12 protein-coding genes and 2 pseudogenes are annotated in these 15,411 nt (G+C 68.1%); 10 read left to right on the forward strand and 4 right to left on the reverse strand.

Annotated elements, in window-relative coordinates:
• The first annotated feature begins 167 nt into the window (after positions 1 to 167).
• Complete coding sequence (locus tag OHO27_RS00600; protein ID WP_328419255.1) at positions 168 to 1,124, forward strand: helix-turn-helix domain-containing protein; 957 nt, start codon at positions 168 to 170, stop codon at positions 1,122 to 1,124.
• 820 nt (positions 1,125 to 1,944) lie between these two features.
• Here OHO27_RS00600 and OHO27_RS00605 read toward each other — a convergent pair.
• A pseudogene (locus OHO27_RS00605) lies at positions 1,945 to 2,168 on the reverse strand (transposase); the annotation flags it as partial.
• Positions 2,169 to 2,226: 58 nt separating this feature from the next.
• Between OHO27_RS00605 and OHO27_RS00610 the strand changes: the two are divergent.
• Complete coding sequence (locus tag OHO27_RS00610) at positions 2,227 to 2,451, forward strand: hypothetical protein (protein ID WP_328419257.1); 225 nt, start codon at positions 2,227 to 2,229, stop codon at positions 2,449 to 2,451.
• Positions 2,452 to 2,467: 16 nt separating this feature from the next.
• Here the strand turns inward: OHO27_RS00610 and OHO27_RS00615 are convergent, their stop codons facing one another.
• Entirely contained in the window at positions 2,468 to 4,888 is a 2,421-nt protein-coding gene (locus OHO27_RS00615) for a SpoIIE family protein phosphatase (protein WP_328419259.1), read from the reverse strand.
• A 252-nt stretch (positions 4,889 to 5,140) separates the two neighbouring features.
• The gene (locus OHO27_RS00620) at positions 5,141 to 6,925 is read right to left on the reverse strand and encodes a sigma-54-dependent Fis family transcriptional regulator (RefSeq protein WP_328419261.1); all 1,785 of its coding nucleotides are present in this window, start codon (positions 6,923 to 6,925) and stop codon (positions 5,141 to 5,143) included.
• Positions 6,926 to 7,108: 183 nt separating this feature from the next.
• On the opposite strand from OHO27_RS00620, the gene OHO27_RS00625 reads away from it, so the two are divergent.
• From OHO27_RS00625 to OHO27_RS00655, 7 genes are all read left to right on the forward strand, one after another.
• On the forward strand, positions 7,109 to 8,125 hold the full coding sequence (locus tag OHO27_RS00625) for an NAD(P)-dependent alcohol dehydrogenase (protein ID WP_328419263.1): 1,017 nt from the start codon (positions 7,109 to 7,111) through the stop codon (positions 8,123 to 8,125).
• A 26-nt stretch (positions 8,126 to 8,151) separates the two neighbouring features.
• Positions 8,152 to 9,753 (forward strand): extracellular solute-binding protein, encoded by a 1,602-nt coding sequence (locus OHO27_RS00630; RefSeq protein WP_328419266.1) that lies wholly within the window; start codon positions 8,152 to 8,154, stop codon positions 9,751 to 9,753.
• Positions 9,754 to 9,834: 81 nt separating this feature from the next.
• A complete protein-coding gene (locus OHO27_RS00635; protein ID WP_328419268.1) occupies positions 9,835 to 10,713 on the forward strand; it encodes a carbohydrate ABC transporter permease in 879 nt (292 codons plus the stop codon).
• The gene (locus tag OHO27_RS00640) at positions 10,710 to 11,555 is read left to right on the forward strand and encodes a carbohydrate ABC transporter permease (RefSeq protein WP_328419270.1); all 846 of its coding nucleotides are present in this window, start codon (positions 10,710 to 10,712) and stop codon (positions 11,553 to 11,555) included. The genes OHO27_RS00635 and OHO27_RS00640 overlap by 4 nt, the downstream gene beginning before the upstream one ends.
• The gene (locus tag OHO27_RS00645; RefSeq protein ID WP_328419275.1) at positions 11,552 to 12,640 is read left to right on the forward strand and encodes an ABC transporter ATP-binding protein; all 1,089 of its coding nucleotides are present in this window, start codon (positions 11,552 to 11,554) and stop codon (positions 12,638 to 12,640) included. The genes OHO27_RS00640 and OHO27_RS00645 overlap by 4 nt, the downstream gene beginning before the upstream one ends.
• Position 12,641: 1 nt before the next feature.
• Complete coding sequence (locus OHO27_RS00650) at positions 12,642 to 13,505, forward strand: ABC transporter ATP-binding protein (protein WP_328419277.1); 864 nt, start codon at positions 12,642 to 12,644, stop codon at positions 13,503 to 13,505.
• Positions 13,502 to 13,720, forward strand: coding sequence for a hypothetical protein (locus OHO27_RS00655; RefSeq protein WP_328430303.1), 219 nt, complete (start codon positions 13,502 to 13,504; stop codon positions 13,718 to 13,720). The genes OHO27_RS00650 and OHO27_RS00655 overlap by 4 nt, the downstream gene beginning before the upstream one ends.
• A gap of 69 nt (positions 13,721 to 13,789) precedes the next feature.
• Here OHO27_RS00655 and OHO27_RS00660 read toward each other — a convergent pair.
• Positions 13,790 to 14,553: pseudogene (locus tag OHO27_RS00660) on the reverse strand (IS481 family transposase); the annotation flags it as partial.
• Between the two features lie 183 nt (positions 14,554 to 14,736).
• Between OHO27_RS00660 and OHO27_RS00665 the strand changes: the two are divergent.
• A complete protein-coding gene (locus OHO27_RS00665) occupies positions 14,737 to 14,928 on the forward strand; it encodes a hypothetical protein (protein ID WP_328419279.1) in 192 nt (63 codons plus the stop codon).
• Positions 14,929 to 15,411: the final 483 nt, after the last annotated feature.

Here is a 15,411-nt window from a genome sequence, read left to right on the forward strand (position 1 = left end):
ACGTGCCGATCGCGACCGGCTCGGCTTCGGCGCAGGCCAATAACGCTGGGACGAGTTCCGGAAACCGATTGCTGGTCCCTAACCTGACGAGGAGTAACAGCCCTCGAACACGGGGAGTTCCGGGCTGCTCTCGAGCCGTCGAGAGACGTCGCAGAAAAGGGGAAGCGTTGCCCACGGGAAGCTACGTCGTGGAGACGACGAGGACCGCCAAGGTCGAGGCACGCGAGCAGACCGATCTGTGGAGTGAGCGCGTCGCGGCGTACCAGACCAGGCTGGACTACAGGTACGCGCGCGCCGAAGTGTTCCGCGGCGAGATGATCCGGCAGCGCAGCGACAGCTACCAGGTGGTCACCTGGCACAGCGACCAGATCGAGTACGTCCGCACACCGGGTCTGATCCGCCAGATGCCCGACCCCGACTACCGGCTCCTCTTCCCGCTGGCCGGCGAACTGTTACTACGGCAGGACGACCAGGAGGTGCGGTTGACGCCAGGCACGGGCAGCCTGCTCACACTCGGTGCGCCCTTCGAGCTCCTGCACGGTGCGTCCCTGCGCGGTGTCATCATGTCGATCCCGGCTCAGGAGATCGACGGCCCGCTGAACCGGAAGGCATCGCTGGCCACAGGGCTCGATCTGGCCAAGGGGCTGGGTCACGTGGTGCACTCCATGGTGCGCGGTCTGAACGCCGAACGCGGCCACCTCACCACCTCACAGTTCGACGCCGTCTGCGATCGCGTAGTCGAGCTGCTGTGCATGCTCGCCTGCGGCGACGACCGCCCCGACGCCCCGGGCCATCTGACCGAGGTGGAGGCGATGGTCCGCCGCCACGTGCGCGATCACGCGGCCGAACCCGACCTGTCCGGCGCCTCCATGGCCCGCGCCCTCGGCTGGTCCCTCCGGCAAATCCAGCTCGCGCTCCAGCACGTGGGCACCACCCCCCGCGACCTGATCCGCGAGGAGCGCCTGCGTCTGGTCCGCGAGCGTCTCCTGCGCGCCGACTGCGAGCACATGACGATCACGGACCTGGCGTACGCGTCGGGCTTCTCCTCGGCGAGCGCTATGAGCACGGCCTTCCGACGACGCTTCGGGGTGAGCCCCCGGGAGATGCGTTCCAAGGCCCGCTGATCCCGCCCGCACGGGTCGGCCGACGGACTCTCCCGTACACCGGGGCAACCGGCAGTCCCGGAACGCGTGCCGCCTGCCAGGCCTCTTGCCGCAGACCCCCTGCCGGGGCCGCGTGCTTTCCGGTTGCCCGCGCACATCAGAAGCCCCTGCGTCCGCTAACCAGCCAGTTCCCTTGACACCGTGCACGGATTGCGAAGCGAACCGCTGGACCGTTCGCGGACTGGGCGACGCTCGCCCAGAACGCATTCGCCGCAGCCCTGCGCACCTGCGGCCGCCGCATGCTCGTCATGAGCGCGGTCGTACCGGGCTACGTCTGCGGCGAGGACCACGACGACGACCGCGCTATGCCTCGCGCGCGGCACGGCCCGCGTCCGAATCCCACACCACGCGAGCAAAGGTGACGTCACCGCCGCGGGCGTTACGGCGCCGCCACTCCTCCCACCCTCCTGCACCCTCGATTTCCAGCACCACGGCCGCGACCTGTCCGGCGTCTAGCCGGGCGGCGGCGCGTTCGGCCCGAGCGCCCGCGTGGGCGCGTGTGCCGTCGACCGTGGCCGGGTCGATGCTGCACGCGCGGAGCCGTGCCGTGTGTGTACCGCCCGGCGGCCGGGACCTAAATGCCACGCCGGTCGCCGCGTTGCATGTCGGGCACGGCCGCGCGACGTGCGAGCGGGGAGGAGCGGGGGCGTTGCCACATGTTCGGGCCGATGCGGTACGAGCGGGCCATGCAGGGCACGGGAGCGGGGACTGCGGGTGGGGAGCTCGCCGATAACTGGCCCTGACAAAGCCTCTGGACGTGGCGGTGGGTGATCAGGAAGACGGCGACTCCGAGGAAGGCTTCGTGGATGTCGTCGCGTCGTTCCCAACGGATCCGCAGGCGGCGGAAGCCATGCAGCAGGAGATCGTCCGCTCGACAACCCAGCGGAACGTGCTCAGGCCCCTGCCGTGCGGCTGTCCCCGCTCGTCGCTCGCGGGCCGGATCCCGCGCTGCCGCAGGAGCCAGCGGTACTTGTCGTGGTCGTAGCCGCGGTCCGCGAAAAGAGTCACGCGCACCTGCCTGCTCGCCACCCTCCACGGCGGAGCAGCCTGCGCGCTGCTGCTCATGGTCTTCTCCAAGGCCGTTTCGGGCACGCCGTCCGCCACCTTCCCGCGCCCCGACTTCGACCTGCTCCCCATGCAGTCCACCGGACTGGTCTCCATCCCGTTCGGCTACCTGACCGGGTGGCTAGGCAGCCGTTGGGACCGCCCGCTCCGCCCGGTCGCCGGCCGCGAGAACCGTCGGCTGTACGAGGAGAGCGAGGCCCGGCTGCTCGCCGCAGCCGAATGACCACGGCCAAAGACGGTCAGGTGAACAAGCCGCTCAAAGGTTGTTCGGTCCACACGGTCTTGCCCTCGCGGGTATAGCGGGTGCCCCAGCGTTCGGCCATTTGTGCCACCAGGAACAGGCCGCGCCCGCCCTCGTCGGTGGTACGGGCGCGGCGCAGGTGTGGGGAGGTGTGGCTGGTGTCACTGACCTCGCACACCAGAGTCCGTTCCCGGATCAGCCGCAGGGTCGCGGGGCCGCTGGCATACCGATAGACATTGGTGACCAGTTCGCTGGCGATCAGCTCGGTGGTGAACGCCAAGTGCTCCAGACCCCATTCGGTCAGCTTGGCCGAGGTCAATGCCCGGGCACGAGCGGCACTGGCAGGCTCCAGCGGCAGCTGCCAGGAGGCCACATCGTCCGGCGGCAACATGCGCGTGCGGGCGATCAGCAGAGCGACATCATCGCTCGGGTGCGACGACACGAGCGAGTCGACCACCGCCTGGGACGTTCGTTCCAGGGCATCCGAGGGGCGGGTGAGCGCTGCGCACAGCTTGGTCAGACCGGCGTCGGCATCGATGTGGCGTTCACCGATGACTCCGTTGGTGTAAAGGCACAGCAGGCTTCCCTCGGCCAGTTCGATCTCCCGGGCCTCGAACGGCAGACCGCCCAGACCGAGCGGTGGGCCGGCGGGCAGATCGAGCGGTGCCGCGTGTCCGTCCGGAGTGGTCACCACAGGCGGCAGGTGGCCGGCGCGGGCCACGGAACACCGCTGGGAGACCGGGTCGTACACGGCGTACAGGCAGGTGGCGCCAACCACCTGCTCGCCCACGGGCCGTTCGCCGGCTCCTTCCTGTTCGACTGCCAGCAGGTTGACCATGTCGTCCAGCCGGGAGAGGACCTCGTCCGGTTCCAGGTCGAGGCTGGCAAGCGTGTGCACGGCGGTACGCAGCCGACCCATGGTGGCGGCAGCATGGATGCCGCGTCCCACCACGTCGCCGACGACGAGGGCGACCCGGGCACCCGACAACGGGATGACGTCGAACCAGTCGCCGCCCAGGCCTGGCGCCCCGCTGGCCGGCAGGTACCGCAAGGCCACCTCGACGGCCGGCTGGTCCGGAACCGCCCGGGGCAGGAGGCTGTTTTGCAACGTGAAAGCGGTCTGCTGCTGCTGAGTGAAGCGCCGGGCGTTGTCGATGGCGACGGCGGCGCGCGAGGCGAGTTCCTGGGCGAGGGTGAGATCGTCCGCCTCGAAAGGGTCGGGGCGGCGCGAACGCCACAGGCTCATCACGCCCAGCACCATGCCACGTGCGACAAGAGGTGCCACGATCAGCGAGTGGGCGCCCGGATACGGAACATGGGCGCCTTGGTGGCCTTCGGTCGAGAGCCAGTCCGACGCGAGCACCGGTTCCAGGACGGGACGCCCTGCGGCCAGGCATCTGGCCTGGGGCGAGTCGGGCGCGAGCTCCACCGCCTCGCCGTGGGGGTGGGGTGGGCCGGGTTGCTGAGCACCGACGCTGCTGGCTCCCAGCCGTACCACCGGCCCTGCCAGGGCCGGCGTCAGTTCCTCACCGTGCGTCACCGGCTGGAGCAGGTCCACCGACGCATGGTCGGCGAGGTGAGGCACCATGACCTCGGCGAGTTCCCGGGCGGTCTCGGCCACGTCGAGGGTGGTTCCGATGCGGGTGCCGGCTTGGTCGAGGAGCGCGAGCCTGCGCTGGGCCCGATGGCGTTCGGTGATGTCCTCGATCATCTCGGCCACGCCCAGGATGCGGCCGGCGGGATCCTCCATCCGGAAGGAGGAGACCAAGGCGACCCGTTCTCGTCCCGGATCCTGCTCCAGGCGGACGAACTGCTCGGAGTAGACGAGCGGTCTACCGGTCTCCATCACCTGGCGCACACGGTCCACGGACTTGCGTGCGTCGTCGGGGATGAGCATCTGCCCGGTGGGCAGTCCTGCAAAGCCCGCTGCCGGGACGCCGGTGAAGCGTTCGATGGCTCGGTTGACCCGAAGAAGCCTCAGGTCGGGGCCGTGCACGATCAGGCCGATCGGGCACTGCCGGTACAACCCGTCGAGAACCGCGCGATCCCTCTGCCACTCCAGGACGTCAGCCGCGAGTGCGCCGGCCAGAAGCCACTGCCGGGCATCGCCGTCGCCCGAGAACGCATGGGCCCTGAGCCCCATCTCCACGAGCCGCCCGTCACGGTGTCGCACCTTCAGCACCCCGAACCAGCCGTCGGCTCTCCTGCACTTCGCTGCGGCCTCCCTGGCAGCCGGCAGTTCGCCAGGGCCGACAAGGACCTCGAATGCCCGATGCCCGATCACGGCTGTGTCCGAAAAGCCGAGCAGTTCCTGCGCCCGCCGATTCCATCCGACCACGACTCCCTGATCGTCGAGCACCGCCAAGGCGACGAGGTGCAGGGCGAACGGATCGTCGTGGCTTTCGCTGAACTCCGTCATCCGCTTCTCCACCGCTGTACGGGGGGACAGTGGCTCGGCATTCCCCGATGAACCGCTGACCTGCTGTTTGCCATGTAAGCCCATAGATGAGCGCGCCGCACTCGCCCTCCGCCCCCAGCGGGCGCCGGCGGCCTGCCTGCGGCAGGGAAGGCGCGGTGCGCCGCGAGGTCCATCGGCGGGCCGAGCCCCGCCGACACCTCCAGGTCGCTTCGCCCGCGCGGGGGCGCCCCCGGTTGGACGCCGAGCTTCCTGTCAGGCCAGGCTCGACGGGACGATCCCGTAACGGCGCATCTTGCGGTACATCGTGGCGCGGGAGATCCCCAGGTCCTGGGCAGTGCGCTGAACGTTGGAGTTGCGGGCCATCAACCCACGCAGAATGGCGTCGCGTTCCAGCGCCTCGATGGTGGTCAGCACCTTGTGCGAGGACACCCGGCACTCCGGCGGCAAGTCCTCCACATGGATCATCCGGCCGGACGACCGCCGTGCCAGGCCGCGGATCACGGACTCGAACTGCCGGACGTTCTCCGGCCAGGGGCATTGCTGAAGCAGGGCCAGCGCATCCGGGGAGAAGCTGCTCTCGCCGCTCGGCCGGTACTTTCGCAGGAAGAACCGCGCCAGGTGCTCGATGTCCCCGTAGCGGTGGCGCAGGGGAGGCACCTCCACCGTGGCATCGCAGAACTGGTCCAGCTGGTCCTCGGTGCTGACCATCGACGGCTGACTGGTCATCACCAACTGCCCTGTGGCGGTTCCGGCCAGGTGCGTCAACAGGCTCCTCAGCCGCTGCCGCAGCTGGTCACCCAACACGTGGACGTCGCGCAGGACGAGCACCCTGGACGGCATGGCAAGCAGCTCTCCGATGTCGTGCAGCCAGCGCTCGGTGACAGCCGGTGCGTCCGACAGCGGCGCTTCCGCCATCTCCAGTCGACGTCCGGCGCCATGGGCGCGGTGCAGGGCCTCGACCAGGGTCCTCTTGCCGACGCCGGCTTCGCCCAGGAGTTGAAGCCACGTCCCGGTCAAGAACGCCGCTTCGCTGTCGGCGACCGAGCGCAGCCACTGCGGGGACGAGCCCGCCAGTCCCAGGACCGGCCGGGCAGGTGTGGCGGGAACCGCAGCGCCGCGCTGGCAGCGTCCGATCAGCCGGACTCGGAGGATGGCGCCCGCGTCGCTGTCCCCGCGCCGACAGCGCCTGACCCTGAGTTCGGCGACCCGTCCCGAGGGCAGGGCGATGCTGCGCGTCCCCTCCCACCGGCGGTCGTCGGCGATCTCACGGGCATGGTCGAGCAGCGCATAGTGATCCGGCCCGGTCACCGCCGCCCTGAGCTGCTCGTTCATCATGACGCCATCACCGTTGAGGGCCAGCACGGGGCCCGGGCGCACCGAGGAGCACGCCTCCATGTAGTCCTGAAAGAGAGCGCGCTCGCGCCGCGAGGTGATCGCCGCGATCTCGGCCTCGATCTGGGCCGCGACCGAGCGGGCGAAGGCCATCAGCATGCCGTCGGAGCCCTGACGGATGGTGGTGAGGTTGAACGCGCCCAGCAGGGTGCTCCGGGTGGGATGCAGGATCGGCACAGCCGCGCAGTGGAATTCCCGCAGCTCTTCGACGTAGTGCTGGCTTCCGGCGATCACGACCGGGCGGCCGCTGGCCAGGGCGGTCCCGATGCCGTTCGTGCCCACGTAGCGCTCGGCGAACACATGCCCCGGGGCCAGACGCACGCGGTTGAGGTGCGTCGTCAGACCGTCGTGGGACACCTTCCGTGACAGCACCACGCCGTTCCGGTCTGTGATCATCGTGGAGACCGGGTCGTCGGCGAGCTGCTCGTGCAGCCTGTTCAAGATGGGCAGCGCCGCCCTGGCCAGGAGACTGTCCAGATTGGGATTGTCCAGGTAGGGAGCGTCAAGGCTGCCGGACTTCACCTTGTACTCGATCGAGCGTTGCCATGAGGCGACCACGAGCGGCCGGGCGCTCGGATCGTGGGTGGCCTCCAGATAGAGCTCTCTGGCTACTCTCAGTGAGTTCCCGGGCTGGTGTCGGGGCATTTAACACTCCCGTGCGGCGCGCGTCACATTCCTCGGTGCAGTGATTGGAACAGCCCGGCGGCCTCGCGCCTACGGCATGTATCACATTGAGACATCCGCGGACGGATTCTGAGACATCGACCTGCGAACGGCGGCCTGTGTAATCGGCGCACCCCCCCAACCGCCGACTCGCAGGGAGCCGCCATGAAAGCCGTGCAGGTCATCGAGTACGACGAGCCGCCCGTGCTCGTGGACGTGCCGGACCCGCAGATCACCGGCCCGCTGGATGTGATCGTGAAGATCGGGGGCGCCGGAGTCTGCCGGACCGATCTGCACATCCTCGAAGGACAGTGGAAGGAGAAGAGCGGGGTCGCCCTGCCGTACACGATCGGGCACGAGAACGCCGGCTGGGTCGCGGACGTCGGGGAGGCCGTCAGCAACGTCGAGGTGGGAGACCCGGTCATCCTGCACCCCCTGGTGACCTGCGGTCTGTGCCGCGCCTGCCGGGCCGGCGACGACGTGCACTGCATGAACTCGGCCTTCCCCGGCATCGACGCCGAAGGGGGCTACGCCGAGTACCTGAAGACCAGCGCCCGCTCGGTCGTGCCTCTCGCCCCGTCCCTGGAGCCGGCCTCGGTGGCTGCCCTGGCCGACGCCGGACTCACGGCGTACCACGCCGCCGCCAAGGCGGCCCGGGCACTGTGGCCCGGTGACAAGGCCGTCGTCATCGGCGCCGGCGGTCTCGGGCACATCGGCATCCAGGTGCTGCGGGCCCTGTCGCCGGTCGAGATGATCGTCATCGACCGCAGCCCCGAGGCCCTCGCGCTGGCCAAGGAACTCGGCGCCGACCACACGCTCCTCGCGGACGGCAGCGAAGCCGACCGCGTACGGGACCTCACGGCGGGGCACGGCGCGGAGGCCGTTGTGGACTTCGTCGGTGAGGGTGGCGCCGTCGAGACCGGCGTGGCCTGCCTGCGCCGCAACGGCAACTACTACGTCATCGGCTACGGCGGCCACCTCCACGTGCCGACGATCGACGTCATCTCCACGGAGATCAACTTCATCGGCAATCTCGTGGGGTCCTACAACGACCTGTCCGAACTGATGGTCCTGGCGGCCCGCGGCAAGGTCACCCTGCACACCCAGCACTACCCCTCGCCTCCTTCCGGCAGGCCCTCGACGACCTGCACGCCGGCGCCGTACGCGGCCGAGCGATCTTGATCCCCTGACACCGCAGGAGAAGCCCCATGCGCAGCAGACCGTACAAGGGCCTGGTCGCCGTAGCGGCCGCAGCGGCCCTGACCGCCACCGCGTGCACCGCCCAGAACGAAGCACAGCAAAAGCCCAAGGAAAAGACCGCCCTCTTCAAGCCCGGCTCGGACATCAGCTACCAGAAGTACGGCAAGAACTACCCGGCGACGAAGGTCAAGGACGTCCCCGGCTCCTGCAGCTACGAGTCGATCAGCCGCAAGGACTACTCCGGGCAGACGCTGAAGATCATCAGCCATGCCGTCCCGGTCATCGGTGAGCCGACGCAACTGCACGCCAAGCAGTTCGAGGAAATCACCGGCGGCAAGGTCGAGGTGGTCAACGTCCCCTTCGGCGAGCTGCACCAGAAGATCCTCACACCGCTCCAGGCGGGCCAGCCGGCGTACGACGTCATGTTCTACCCGTCCCTGTGGATCGGCGACCTGGCCCCGTACCTGGCACCGGTGCCGGAGAAGTACCTGAACACCACCGGCATGCAGGACGTCACCGCGGCCTACATGGACGTGGCGACCTGGGACGGCAAGGTCGTGCAGTACCCGGTGGACGGCGACCGGCACTACCTCAAGATCCGCGCCGATGTGCTGAAGGACCCCAAGTGGCAGGCACAGTACGAGACGGCCACGGGCAAGGACCTGAAGGTCCCCACCACATGGGCCGAATACCAGGACATAGCCGAGGCCTTCAGCGGCAAGGACTTCGACGGCGACGGCAAGAAGAACTACGGGAGCGCCGAGGTCACCAAGCGCGATGACCTGACGTTCTCCGCGTTCATCAGCCGGGCGGCGCCGTACGTGAAGAATCCGGACGTCAAGGGCGGTGTCTTCTTCGACGAAGAGACCATGAAGCCGCTGATCAACACGCCCGGCTTCGTCCGCGCCCTGCAGGACATGGTCAAGGCCAAGTCCACCTGGGCACCCGGCGGCGCCAACTTCGGCCTGGGAGACGAGATCTTCTCCTTCGGCGGCGGCCAGACGCTGATGTCCTACTCCTGGGACGACGCCTTCATCCAGGCCCAGCAGCCGGACAGCAGAATCCGCAACACGGTTGAGGCGGCGCCGCTGCCGGGCTCCACGGAGGTCTACAACCGCACCACGAAGTCGTGGGACAAGAAGGCGAACCAGGCGGCCTACTTCACCTGGGGATGGACGTCCGCGGTGGCCAAGGCGTCCAGCCACCAGGAGATGGCCTTCGACTACCTGTGCTTCTTCAGCAACGAGGCCAACACCGCTCTCGACCTGACCATCGGACGTTTCGGCGTCAACCCCTACCGCATCTCCCACTTCGCCCCGGAGTTCTGGGAGAAGCAGGGCTGGGACAAGGACGTCGCCAAGGCGTACGTGGACACGCTCTCCGGCATGGAAGAGAACCCCAACCGCGTCTTCGACCTGCGTGTCCCCGGTGTCAACCAGTACATGTCCGCGCTGGCCAACGGAGTCGCCGCGGCGCTGGCGGGCCAGGAGTCCGCGCAGCGGGCGCTGGACGGCGTGGCCGGGGAATGGGCCAAGATCACCGACCAGATCGGCAAGGACAAGGTCCGAAGCGCCTATCGCAACGTGGTCGCGCTCGAGGACGAGTCCTGATCCGAACGCAGGGCGCCCCGGATGGCCGGACCGCACCGGCCGGTCACCCGGGGACTCCCGCTTCCTTCCGCAAGGAGACCCATGGACGGCCTGCGCCGGCACAAGAGCATGTTCCTGCTGCCGGGACTGCTCACGCTCTTCCTGATCATCATTTTCCCGCTGCTGTTCACCATCCGCGTCAGCTTCTCCGGCTGGAACGTCAGCAACCCTCAGATGGACTTCATCGGAGGGGGCAACTACACCGCGATGCTGGACGACAGCCGCTTCTGGTCCTCCATCACCCGGCTGATCCTGCTAGCGGGCGGCACGGTCCTGATCCAGTACCTCATCGGCTTCGGCATGGCCCTGTTGGTCTGGCGCGAGGCACGCGGCCGCAGATTCTGGCGGGTGCTCTTTCTCGTCCCCATGATGACCACGCCCGTAGTGATGGCCGCCATCTGGCAGACGATCTTCCATGAGTCGCTGGGCCCGGTGAACGACCTCCTGGGGATGCTGGGCCTGACGAAGATTCCCTGGCTCACCGAGTCCGGACCGGCCCTGTTCGCGCTGATGACCGTCGAGGTCTGGCAGTGGACCCCCTTCATGTTCCTGTTGCTGCTGGCCGGCCTGCTCAGCCTTCCCAAGGAACCGTTCATGGCGGCCGCGATCGACGGCGCCGGTACCTGGCGCACCTTCTGGAAGGTGACCTTCCCGCTGATGGCACCGGTCTCGGTGGCGGCGGTCATCATCCGGCTGATCGAGGCGTCCAAGCTCTCCGACAGCGTCTACGTCCTGACGTCCGGCGGGCCGGGGTCCTCCACGGAGACCCCGGGCTACTACCTCTACATCCAGGGCCTCCGCGATCAGCAGACCGGCTACAGCGGGGCGATGTCCCTGACCTACCTCGTTCTGATGATCGTCACGCTCACGGTCGTCGCCGCCCTGCTCACCAGGGCCCTCAAGCTGAAGGGGGACTCATGAGGTCGCGCCTTTATCCCGTATTCAAGTACACCGTGATCGCCCTGTGGGCCTGCTTCGTCGCGGGACCGTTCTTCTGGGCGATGACGACCAGCTTCAAGAACGCCAACGCCGTCCAAGGCGGTGCCACTTACCTCCCCTGGGCGCAGTACGAGCCCACCCTCACCGGCTGGCGCAACATCTTCGGCGGAGCCGGCGGCATCGATGTGATCGATCCCTTCATCAACAGTGCCGTCGTCACCATCGCCGCGTCCGCCATCAGCCTGGCCCTCGGGTCACTGGCCGCCTACGCACTGTCCCGGTACCGGTTCAAGCTGGGCTTCATCAAGAACAGCGACATCGTCTTCTTCTTCGTCTCCCAGCGGATCATGCCGCCCGTCGTCCTGGTGATCCCCTTCTTCTACCTCCTGCAGTGGGGCGGCCTGCTGGACACCATCGCGGGCCTGGTCATCGTGACGGTCGCGCTCCTGCTGCCCATCGCGGTCTGGGTGATGGTGGACTTCTTCAACGGCATCCCCCGGGAGATCGACGAGATGGCGATGCTGGAGGGCTGCCCGCCGTTCCAGACCTTCGTACGAGCGATCCTGCCGAACTCCCTGCCCGGGCTGACCGTCGCGGCCATGTTCTGCGCCGTGTTCGGCTGGAACGACTTCTTCTTCGCCTTCCGGCTGACCTTCACCGAGGTCCAGACGCTGCCCCAGGCGGTCGTCGCCCTCAACTCCTCCATTCCACCGTGGTGGACGCTGTCGGCCGCCGCACTCTTCGGCGTGGCACCACTGATCCTGCTCGCCCTCTGGGTGGAGCGCCTGCTGTCCAAGGGGAACCTGTCGGGAGCGGTCCGATGAATCTCAACGCCACTGATCTGTGCCTGACCGTCGACGGCGTCGATCACCTCAAGAACGTGACCGCAACCTTCCAGCCTGGACGGCTCCACACCGTCATCGGCCGGACGATGGCCGGGAAGACGACGCTGCTGCGGGCCCTGGCCGGCCTGCAGAACGTGGACTCCGGCTCCCTGACCCGGGCGGGAGCCGACTTCCGGAAGACTCCGGTGTGGCGGCGCGACACCGCCATGGTCTACCAGCAGTTCATCAACTACCCGCATCTCAACGTGTACGACAACGTGGCCTTCCCGCTGAAGCGGGCCGGGCTGTCACGCGACGAGATCCGGCACAGGGTGCGGCAGAGCCTGGCGAGCGTGGGCCTCACGGACTTCGAGAAGCGCAAGCCCGCCCAGCTCTCCGGCGGCCAGCAGCAGCGCGTCGCGATGGCTCGCGCCCTGGCCCGCGGTACCGGAATCCTCCTGCTCGACGAGCCACTGGCGAACCTGGACTACAAGTTGCGCGAACAGCTGCGCGACGAGTTCAAGGCCCTTTTCTCGGACCAGGGGGACACGATCGTCATCTACACGACCACCGAACCCGCCGAGGCGATGATGCTCGGTGACGTGGTCCTCGTCATGCACGAGGGGCGGATCCTCCAGACGGGCACCCCTCAGGAGGTCTTCGAACGCCCGGCGACCACCACCGTGGCGTCCATCATCAACGACCCGCCCATGAACATCTTCGCTGGCCGGCTCGAGGGCGGCCAGGTCGCGGTGGCCGGCTTCCAGGCCACGCACGTCTCCGCGCACCTGGCCAACCTGCCCGACGGTGCCTACCAGTTCGGCCTGCGCGCCACCGACGTCAGCCTGGCTTCAAGCGGTGTCGAGGGCGAGGTCACCTTCGTCGAGATCTCCGGCTCCGAGACCTTCGTCCATGCGGTCGTCGGCGAGACCCCCTTCGTCGTACAGATGGAGGGCATCCACGACGTCGCCCTCGGCGACCTGATCAGACTCCGGCTCCGTCCCGACCGGCTGTTCGCCTTCGACGAGCAGGGGGCGCTCGTGCAAACACCTTCGTACGATCTCGCTTCAGTGGAAGGCCGTTGATATGGCGCAGTTGGACATCGTCGACGTCGGGCACGCGTACGCGCCGGGTGCCGAGGAGGAGCGGTGGGCTCTCAAGCCGCTGAAGCTGACCTTCGAGTCCGGCAAGACCTACGCGCTGGTCGGACCCTCGGGCTGCGGCAAGACAACCTTGCTGAACATCCTGTCCGGCCTGGTCAGACCATCCCGGGGGCGGGTGCTGTTCGACGGCGTCGATGTCACCGCCCTGCCCACCAAGGCGCGCAACATCGCCCAGGTCTTCCAGTTCCCCGTCATCTACAAGTCGATGACGGTCTACGACAACCTCGCCTTCCCGCTGCAGTGCCGGCGCTGGGCCAAGGCGAGGACCGACGCCAAGGTCCGGCAGGTCGCCGAGGCCCTGGACCTGCAAGACCGGCTGGGGCAGTCCGCACGCGGGCTCACCGCCGACGACAAGCAGCTGATCTCACTCGGCCGCGGCCTGGTCCGTGACGACGTGGCTGCCGTCCTGATGGACGAGCCGCTCACCGTGATCGACCCGCAGCTGAAACACTCGCTGCGGCGCAAGATCCGAGAGATCACCGAGCAGTTCCGACCCACGGTGATCTATGTGACGCACGACCAGTACGAGGCGATGAGCTTTGCGCAGGAACTGCTCGTCATGAAAGACGGCCGCGCCGTGCAGCAAGGCACCCCTGAGCAGCTGTTCGAGGCGCCGTCCTCCACGTACGTCGGCTACTTCATCGGCTCGCCGGCGATGAACTTCCTGACCGTGGACCGCAGCGACGGGCCCTTGGCGCTGGGCGGCCTGCCGCTGTCCGGCGCCTGGGACATCCCCGGAGCACGGCCGAGATCCAGGTCGGCGTACGGCCCGAATACGTCAAGATAGTCACGGAGCCCGGCCCCAACACCTTCCCCGGCCGGCTGCGGGGCGTCAGCGACCACGGCGCGCAGCGCGTCCTCGAGGTCGAGGTCGCCGGGCAGCCTGTCAGGGCCAAGACGCCGCGAGAGGACGGAGTTCCGGTCGGCGAGGACGTCCTCGTGCACCTGCCGCGCGCAAAGGTACTTCCGTACGCGGACGGTAAGTTGGTACTCCGCGCGTAACGATGCGCCTGCCGGCGCCACGACACGTTCGGTGTCGCGAAGTCCGCAAGCATGCACTGGCAAGGGAGCTCATACGATCCTTTCGTCACGAGTCCTGATCGCGCGGCCGGAACGCGTGTGTTGAGCGGACAGGTTGGTGACGCGGCTGGCTGGGGTGTGGCCGCTGATTCCGGTGTGGGGTCGGTGGTAGTTGTACCAGTCCAGCCAGTCGGGAAAGGCGGCTTGGCGTTCGGCGTCTGAGGTGTAGGGCCGGTGATAGGCCCATTCGTCGAGCAGAGTTCGGTGGAAGCGTTCGTCTCTGCCGTTGGTCTGCGGACGCCAAGGCCGTGTCCAGCGCGGACTGATGCCCAGCTCGTGTCAGGTCTGCCGCCAGGTGTTCTTGGTGTAGGCCCAGGCGTTGTCGGTCAGGACGCGTTCGACGGTGACGTTGTGTGCGGCGAACCAGGCGGTGGCCCGGGTGAGGAAGCCTGCGCAGGTCGGGGCGGTCTCGTCGGGCAGTCTTCGGTGTAGGCCAGGCGGGAATGGTCGTCCAGAGCAGTGTGCAGGTAGGCGTAGCCGGTGCCGGTCCTGTTGCGTCGGCCTTCCGCGCGTCCTTGGGTGCGGTGCCCGCCGCCGTCGGGGATGCGGCCGAGCTTCTTGACGTCGATGTGGACCAGTTCGCCGGGCCGGGAGCGTTCGTAGCGGCGGACAGGCTCGCTGGTGGCCCGGTCCGGCGCGGCCAGGACGGGCAGGCCGTGACGCTTGAGGACGCGGTGGGCGGTGGTCGCTGCGATCCGGGTGCGGGCGGCCAGCCGAAGTGGTCCGATGCGCTGCTCGCGCCGTATCCGCACCACCTTCAACGACCAAGGTCTCCCGTGATCACGCGCTGCTCCCGACCTCGGGCGCGATGCAGAGGACTTCTCGACGACACGGCGCGAGGGAAATGAACGGGGATTGAAGTGAGCGGGGACTTCAGGACAGCCACGATGGAACCAAGCCCGGTGGGTGAAGACAACACAGCACCGGGGAGCCGGGTCATGCAGACCACGGTGGCGGGTGCGAACACGTCCATGTTCAGGGTCGAGCCGGGCCCGGATCCCACCGACGAGGCCCGGCTCGCCCTGATCGACCTCGACGTCAAACGACCCGAGCTGCGCGGGCACCTTCTGCGCTGGAGCGAGGACGCGAAGGCGTGGCCCCCGGTCCCCGACACCCCCGGCGACAGCTGACGTGTTCGAAGACAAATTGTCTCGGGTCAGGTCAGGCGCACCGGGTAGCCCGACTCCACACCGTCGATGGCCGTACTGGACGTTACCCAGAGACTGGTGAGCTTCTCGCCCGCCGGGATCTGGAACACGCCATGCACCGCCCCTTGCTGCCCGGGTTGATGCCGTAGGTCCAGAGTCAGCCAACGGGCTCGGGAACCAAGTCGAAGAAGCGGGCACGAGCGAGTTCCACGCCCACTTCGACGGACCCGGTCCGGCCATGACGGTTGTGCGGCACGAGGCGCTCGGCGCGGTGAACAGCCGGCTCGGGCAGTCCGTACCGCGGGAACAGGTCCCACCGGGTACAGCTCGGGATCGGGTGAACGTTCGTAGCGGCCCGTGCGGTGCTGAGGGTCGTAGTAGGCGGGACGGTGCAGCAGGATCACCGCCTCCGCGTGGCTGAGCAGGGCCTCGCCCTGGCAGAGGTCGCTGAGCCGGGCCGACCAA

Origin of the sequence: Streptomyces sp. NBC_00443 (assembly GCF_036014175.1) — a bacterium.
Classification (GTDB): Bacteria; Actinomycetota; Actinomycetes; order Streptomycetales; family Streptomycetaceae; genus Streptomyces.

Bases quoted from the DNA above. Each gene is read 5' to 3' on its own strand.
- OHO27_RS00610 (WP_328419257.1), top strand. From the start codon at position 2,227: ATGGTCTTCTCCAAGGCCGTTTCGGGCACGCCGTCCGCCACCTTCCCG.
- OHO27_RS00615 (WP_328419259.1), bottom strand. From the start codon at position 4,888: ATGACGGAGTTCAGCGAAAGCCACGACGATCCGTTCGCCCTGCACCTC.
- OHO27_RS00620 (WP_328419261.1), bottom strand. From the start codon at position 6,925: ATGCCCCGACACCAGCCCGGGAACTCACTGAGAGTAGCCAGAGAGCTC.
- OHO27_RS00625 (WP_328419263.1), top strand. From the start codon at position 7,109: ATGAAAGCCGTGCAGGTCATCGAGTACGACGAGCCGCCCGTGCTCGTG.
- OHO27_RS00630 (WP_328419266.1), top strand. From the start codon at position 8,152: ATGCGCAGCAGACCGTACAAGGGCCTGGTCGCCGTAGCGGCCGCAGCG.
- OHO27_RS00635 (WP_328419268.1), top strand. From the start codon at position 9,835: ATGGACGGCCTGCGCCGGCACAAGAGCATGTTCCTGCTGCCGGGACTG.
- OHO27_RS00640 (WP_328419270.1), top strand. From the start codon at position 10,710: ATGAGGTCGCGCCTTTATCCCGTATTCAAGTACACCGTGATCGCCCTG.
- OHO27_RS00645 (WP_328419275.1), top strand. From the start codon at position 11,552: ATGAATCTCAACGCCACTGATCTGTGCCTGACCGTCGACGGCGTCGAT.
- OHO27_RS00650 (WP_328419277.1), top strand. From the start codon at position 12,642: ATGGCGCAGTTGGACATCGTCGACGTCGGGCACGCGTACGCGCCGGGT.
- OHO27_RS00665 (WP_328419279.1), top strand. From the start codon at position 14,737: ATGCAGACCACGGTGGCGGGTGCGAACACGTCCATGTTCAGGGTCGAG.